Annotated in this window: 4 protein-coding genes; 2 read left to right on the forward strand and 2 right to left on the reverse strand. The window is 52.2% G+C overall.

Annotated elements, in window-relative coordinates; genetic code table 11:
• Nucleotides 1-760: DUF5005 domain-containing protein (locus VFS25_RS03390; RefSeq protein ID WP_326460706.1), on the forward strand; the 760-nt coding region annotated here is incomplete at its 5' end.
• Nucleotides 761-908: 148 nt separating this feature from the next.
• Here VFS25_RS03390 and VFS25_RS03395 read toward each other — a convergent pair.
• On the reverse strand, nt 909-3,233 hold the full coding sequence (locus VFS25_RS03395; RefSeq protein ID WP_326460707.1) for a GH92 family glycosyl hydrolase: 2,325 nt from the start codon (nt 3,231-3,233) through the stop codon (nt 909-911).
• 245 nt (nt 3,234-3,478) lie between these two features.
• Here VFS25_RS03395 and VFS25_RS03400 point away from each other — a divergent pair, with 245 nt between their 5' ends.
• On the forward strand, nt 3,479-5,101 hold the full coding sequence (locus VFS25_RS03400) for a hypothetical protein (RefSeq protein ID WP_326460708.1): 1,623 nt from the start codon (nt 3,479-3,481) through the stop codon (nt 5,099-5,101).
• A 6-nt stretch (nt 5,102-5,107) separates the two neighbouring features.
• Here VFS25_RS03400 and VFS25_RS03405 read toward each other — a convergent pair whose 3' ends face one another.
• Nucleotides 5,108-5,731, reverse strand: a complete 624-nt coding sequence (locus VFS25_RS03405) for a GyrI-like domain-containing protein (protein ID WP_326460709.1) — start codon at nt 5,729-5,731, stop codon at nt 5,108-5,110.
• Nucleotides 5,732-5,969: the final 238 nt, after the last annotated feature.

The raw sequence follows: 5,969 nt of genomic DNA on the forward strand, positions 1-5,969 counted from the left end.
CTATGTGCAGCTGAATACCGGCAGCGGTAAAAATGCTCAAACCTGGGTGCAGTACGACAACCTGCCCGGCAATGACGATAAGGAGCCGTACTGGCCGGGCGATGCGCAGGTGCATGGCAATACCGTGCAAATGCTGCTAAGCCACCTGAAATACAACAGCAGCGGCGGACTGGATCACCCCGGCACAGACGTGGCTGTTTTTTCCCTGCCTGGTATGACCTTAACCCAGGTGATTAAAGATAAATTTACCGGTAACACCACCTATGACGGCGGCCTGCTTACAGACGCCGACGGTTATACGTACATGTACGGCGGCACTGATAACGGCGTGGCAGTGGCCCGCGTAGCCAATAACGACCTTACCGGTCCCTGGCAGTTCTATACCAACAGCGGCTGGCAAAACACACCGGACAGCCGCGTAATAATGACGGACAAGGCTTCTATTCCCAATGTATTTAAATCAGGCAGTACCTACTATTTTGTTACGCAGAACCCGAACATTTATCTCAGCAAGGATATTTACATTTACCAGGGCAATACCCCGGTTGGGCCGTGGAGCAATAAAAGAACCATTTACCAGGAGCCTGGTATTGACGGTGTGCTTACCTACAATGCGAGCCTTCACCAGGAGCTGTCGCGCGAAGGTGAGCTGGTGCTGTCTTACAATACCAATCCCCTCAGCTTTTGGGATAACTTTGGCGCACCGGGCAGCGCCGATAAATACCGGCCCTATTTTGTAAGGATTTATAACTGGAAGTAGCAGGGGCGCAGAAAGAATGTAAAATGTAAAATTTTAAATACTAAATACAAAAGTAAAATACCGCGAAACCAGGTACGGTATTGGTCAATCGGCGTTTACTTTTACATTTTTCATTTTAGATTTTACATTTTACATTCTTTTAAGTTCACTATTTCATATCGCCCGTTCCCCAGGCTTTATTGGGCTGGCTGCCCATTTCCAGCTCCAGCGTGCCGCCGGCGGTAATGGCGGCGTGGTCAATGTAGCAATAAGGATAGGGCTTGCCGTTTAACCATGCCCGTTGTATGTAACGGTTGGCGGGTGAGTTATTCCTGGCTTTGATAATAAACTGCTTTCCTTTGGCATAAGCGGGGTCCAGCTGAATGGTAACGCTGTTAAAAACAGGGCTGGTTATTTCATACCGCGTGCTGCCGGGGCATACCGGATGCAGGCCGCTGGCCGCCAGCACATACCAGGCCGACATTTGCCCCACATCTTCATTCCCTACCAGGCCCTCTACACTATTGTGATAGGCGCGTGCGCATATCTCACGCGTCCATTTTTGGGTAAGCCAGGGCGCCCCCAGCCGGTTAAACAAAAAGGGTACATGATGCACCGGCTCATTGGCGTGGTTGTAATAGTTGTTCCACATCATATTGGCCGGCACTTTTTCAAAAAAGGCAGTCAGGTCGGCCAGCGCCTTTTCGCGGCCGCCCATCAGCGCTGTCATGCCGGGAACATCCTGCGGTACAAACCATCCCTGCTGGTAAGGGTTGCTTTCTATACAACCATACCCCTGCTGCATACGTCCTTCCGCAGGCAGCGGTTGCCAGGTGCCGTCTTCATTCCGGGGGCGGAACCATCCGCTGGCGGTATCAAAAACATTGCGGTAATATTCCGCGCGCGGCGCATATTTCTTTTCATCTGCCGTTTGTCCCAGGTCATGGGCCAGCTGCAGCAGGCACCAGTCTGCATACGCATATTCCAGGGTTTGCGATATGCTGAGTGAGCCGGCGGTGTAGCCTTTATCGCTGTTGCCGAATTTTTCGCAGGTATTGCGCGCGTACTCGTAGGCTTGCTTTACGTTAAAGTTGCGGATGCCCTTTGCATAGGCGTCGGCGATTACCGATACCGCGGGGTTGCCGATCATGCAGCCGCTGTAGCTGTTCAGGAACTCCCACCGCTCCAGGTAGCGGTTACCGCTTTCACCGGCCAGCGTTACCAGTGAGTTGATCATATCGTTCACAACAACGGGGTTAATAATGGTTTGCAGGGGAAACTGGCTCCTGAATACATCCCATCCGCTGAAGATTGTTCTTTTTGAAAACCCTTTGGCGGCATGCGGCTGCCCGTCGCCACCGGGATATTGTCCATCCACATCGGAAAAGCCGCGCGGGTCTATCATGGTATGGTACAGCGCAGTATAAAATACCGTTCTTTCTTCTGCCGATGCGCCTTCTACCTTTATTTTGCCAAGCACCTTGTTCCAGCGCTCCCATGCCTGCCTGCGCATGCCGTCAAAATTCCAGTCTTTTATTTCCGCCTGCAGGTTGGCTTTTGCGCCTGCTATGCTTACAAAGGAAATACCTGCTTTCAGCAGCACCTGCTCATTTTCCTTTGTATCGAAAGTGGTGTAAAAGCCCAGGTGCTTCCCTTCTTTTTCTCTAACGCCTTCCAGCACGGCGGCGTGGGCTACCTGCTGCTGGTACCGGTCGCTTTGAACATCGTCCCGCTTACGCGGCCAGCCATCCGGTATATCGGCGCTCCACACGCCGAAATGTTTCAGCGGCTTGCTGAACTGCGCATAAAAGTAAACGGTATAATCCGGCTTGCCGGCGCCATCGCCCCAGCCGCCGCCTTCGGGCGTACATTTCATCCAGCCGGCAATGGTATGGTCATCTACCACCTTTACATTTTCCAGCACGGCGGTACCGCCTACCCTCCTGGCCAGGTCTATTTGTATGCGCGACTGCCGGTTGGCAGGAAAGGTGAAGCGCATAATGCCGCTATGCGGCGCAGCTGTCATTTCCGCGCGTATACCGTAATCTGTAAGCGTGGCTGCATAATAACCGGCAGCAGCTTTCTCATCCTTTTTTGAATAGGCCGAGCGGTAGCCCTCACCGGGGTGGCCGGGCCGGCCTGCGGCCGTTTTCAAAGGGCCGGTGGTGGGCATCACCAGGAAATTTCCCAGATCGCCATACCAGCCAACACCGCTCATTTGCGTGAAGGCAAAACCTTCAATAGTGGTGTGCTCATAGCTGTAGCCCGAGCCATTATCGCCGCCGGTAATGGTATTGGGGCTTAGCTGCACCATGCCAAAAGGCGTGGCTGCGCCCGGGAATGTTTTTCCAAGGCCGTGGTAAATGCCTGCCGCGCCTTCGCTGGTGCTGGCGCCTATAAACGGGTTCACATAATCCGCAGGCGCCTGCGCCCTGCCGGTGTAACCAAGTAATGTGGTAATACTAACGGTAACGGTTAATGCTTTCTTTATCATTTTCTTTGTGTCTGGCGCCGCTAACTTAATGCTATCTGCCCGGCCATCAAAGCAAAAATCACTTTTTTTCACGCCGGCGCTGCAGAGCGGCGGGTGTTGCCCGGCGGCCGTCCGGCTACGCCGCTGACAGCCCGGACCTCCTGCGGCAGAAAAAAACGGAAATTTCCGCCTGCAGCCGGCTGCAAATGCTTTTTAGTGTTAAATTGCACTAAGAATCAGCAACCCCTTACTGTAACCCCAATAACATGAACACTGCCGCACATTCCCCGCAAACGCCCAATGCCGCAGCAAAAGCAAGCGGCGCGGTATTGCCCGCACAGGAGCCCGTACAACCCCCAATGCCCGGGATAACCTACCCTTCATTGTCCATGTCATGCCAGTTAACGGCAGGCGCGCCAAACGATCCCCTGGAGCATGAAGCCGATACCCTGGCAGATACCGTGATGCGTATGCCCGAAACTACTTTCATCCAGCGCAAATGCGCGCATTGCGAAGCCGAAGAAAAGGCGCAGCGCGCACCGCATGCGGATTTCATCCAAAAGAAGGCGGCTACCGTAAGCAGCGCGCCCGTGAGCATTCAACGGTTTTCAGACGATGACCACCATGTGATAGATGAATCGGCACTTTCAGATGTTTTTGACGAAACCGCCATTCACGGCATTGAAACCGGCAATAAACAACGCGATTACAGTCAAAGCCCACCGCTTTTAAATGCGTTGCTGTTGGGCAGCTACAGTAAATTCGGGGGCTATAAGGACTATGAGCACTTTGATAATTTTGTGTGGGACCGTGAAAAGGAGCGCTGGATAAGCCGGGACGAATGGGACAAAATATGGGACGAAAAAAGCCAGCAATGGGTGCCCAGGACCTTACCAATAAAACACGGGCCGCTTAAAAAAACGCCGCTCGAATATATTGAAGCGGAGCTGCTGGCCGCCGTGGAGCATACCCCTCCTTCGCAGGCCGGCTTTGTGAGAATGGGCAATGCCTTTCATACCATAGAAGATTTTTTTGCGCACTCCAACTTTTTAGAGCTTACGCAGCATGATACCTCTTTCGGAGAGGAGCTTACCACCGGCTCTGTAGGCAGCCAGGATAATACTTCGCTGTATTCCATCATGTCGCATGTAACCAGCGGAACCACCAGCGATTTTTACCAGGACAAGTTTATAAAAGACCAGGCGGCATCGTCGGCCACCTCACACGCCAAAATCGCCAAAGACTATCCCTCCAATAAAAACCATGAGCTGGCCATATTATTAGCATCGCTTGTAATTCACGAAACAGCAGTGACGCTGAAAAGCATCTCTTCCATACAAAACAAGGCGGAAAGGGAAAAAGCGGTCAAAGACGTAGTTATGGAGCGGTTAAAAGGCTACTTAAGACCGCCTTCTGAAAAAGACAAATGGTGGGAAAGGCTGCTGCAGGGAAAAGGCGGGGAAGCCATGCGTGGGAAAGTTGCAGAAAACCGGCGGCGTACCGTTGTAACGGAAAACCAGTCGGCCCTTAGCCCCCTGCGGGCGCTGGAAGCCAACAAGTACGGCGATGTGCGGGGCTTTGGCGGGCTGCAGGTGCTGCCCGAGCTGGCGTATTTCCTGTATAAAGCACGGTCGTTAAACCTGCTTTCCCTTCATTTGGATGATTTCCCGCTCCCCTCCATATCAGTGCCTATAGGCGACGAGAAATTCATCACCTTCGGAAAGCTGTACAATTTCCCCGGCCTGGGCAATATTACAAACCCGCCGCTGCTCCACACCAGCCAGTTTGACCTGGTGCGCGACGTTCCTCCCATTAACCAGGATAAGGCGGTAACACCTTTTATAGGCATATCCATAACCGGTAAAACAGATTTCCTTTCAGGCAGGTAGCCGGCATCAGAACACCGGCTCCCTCAAAATCGTTTTCAGTCTTTCCTGCGGGGTCTTCCTGAAATCAGACAGGTAAATCTCATGATGCAGGCCGCGTTTTACCAATCCCTTTAACGCTGAAAAAGCCGCTATCTGCTCCAGTGTTTCCGGTTCCCTGTCAAACGGGCCAACGTGCAGCACCTGCACACATTTGCCTTCCCAGTAGCTGAACAGCTCAATGTCCTGTGCTTTTACCAGCTGCTTTTTATGTACCACAGCGGCTATGGCGGCTGTTACCGCTGCCCCGGTCACAAAATCCGGCATACGTATCAGCAGCCGGTACTCCCATTCGCTCCTGGGCACTTTAAGGGGTGTTGCGGCTATTGACAGGTTGTTATACTTAGTGGCGTCAAACCACCAAAGCGCTTCCAGCTTGGGCACTACAAAATCGTGGCCGGCTTCTTTGCATTGAAACTTAATAGCATAAGCGGTAGCGTATAATGCCTGTATATTATCAGTGAACGCCTGCGCTGAGGGATCGCCCTTTCCAACCAGGGAAAGATACTGCGCCGCGCCCAGCTCAATGATCTCGGGATTTTTTGATGCCTGGTAATACGTCTTATACAGTTTTGTAAGGTCTGTTTTTGTCATAAAGCGGATTAATTTGCCGCAAAGAGAAACAGGCATGCTGACAACCCTATGTCAGCAGCCGTTACTATCTTTCTATATAATTATGATGCGCCAGCTTATATGTTTTACCATTCACAATGGCATAGAAGTCTTTAACCCTTCCTGATTGGTCATAGGTGTATTTATAAGACTGGTCGTCGCTTCCCGGGGCGCCGGTATATACGGCGCCTTTCAGCTCAGGCGTTCTTTGAATGGTTCT

The sequence above is a fragment of the Chitinophaga sp. genome, assembly GCF_035761305.1.
Lineage (GTDB): Bacteria > Bacteroidota > Bacteroidia > Chitinophagales > Chitinophagaceae > Chitinophaga.

What these genes read in the sequence shown, in the direction of transcription:
- VFS25_RS03395 (WP_326460707.1), bottom strand. Translation starts at nt 3,233, where the DNA reads ATGATAAAGAAAGCATTAACCGTTACCGTTAGTATTACCACATTACTT.
- VFS25_RS03400 (WP_326460708.1), top strand. Translation starts at nt 3,479, where the DNA reads ATGAACACTGCCGCACATTCCCCGCAAACGCCCAATGCCGCAGCAAAA.
- VFS25_RS03405 (WP_326460709.1), bottom strand. Translation starts at nt 5,731, where the DNA reads ATGACAAAAACAGACCTTACAAAACTGTATAAGACGTATTACCAGGCA.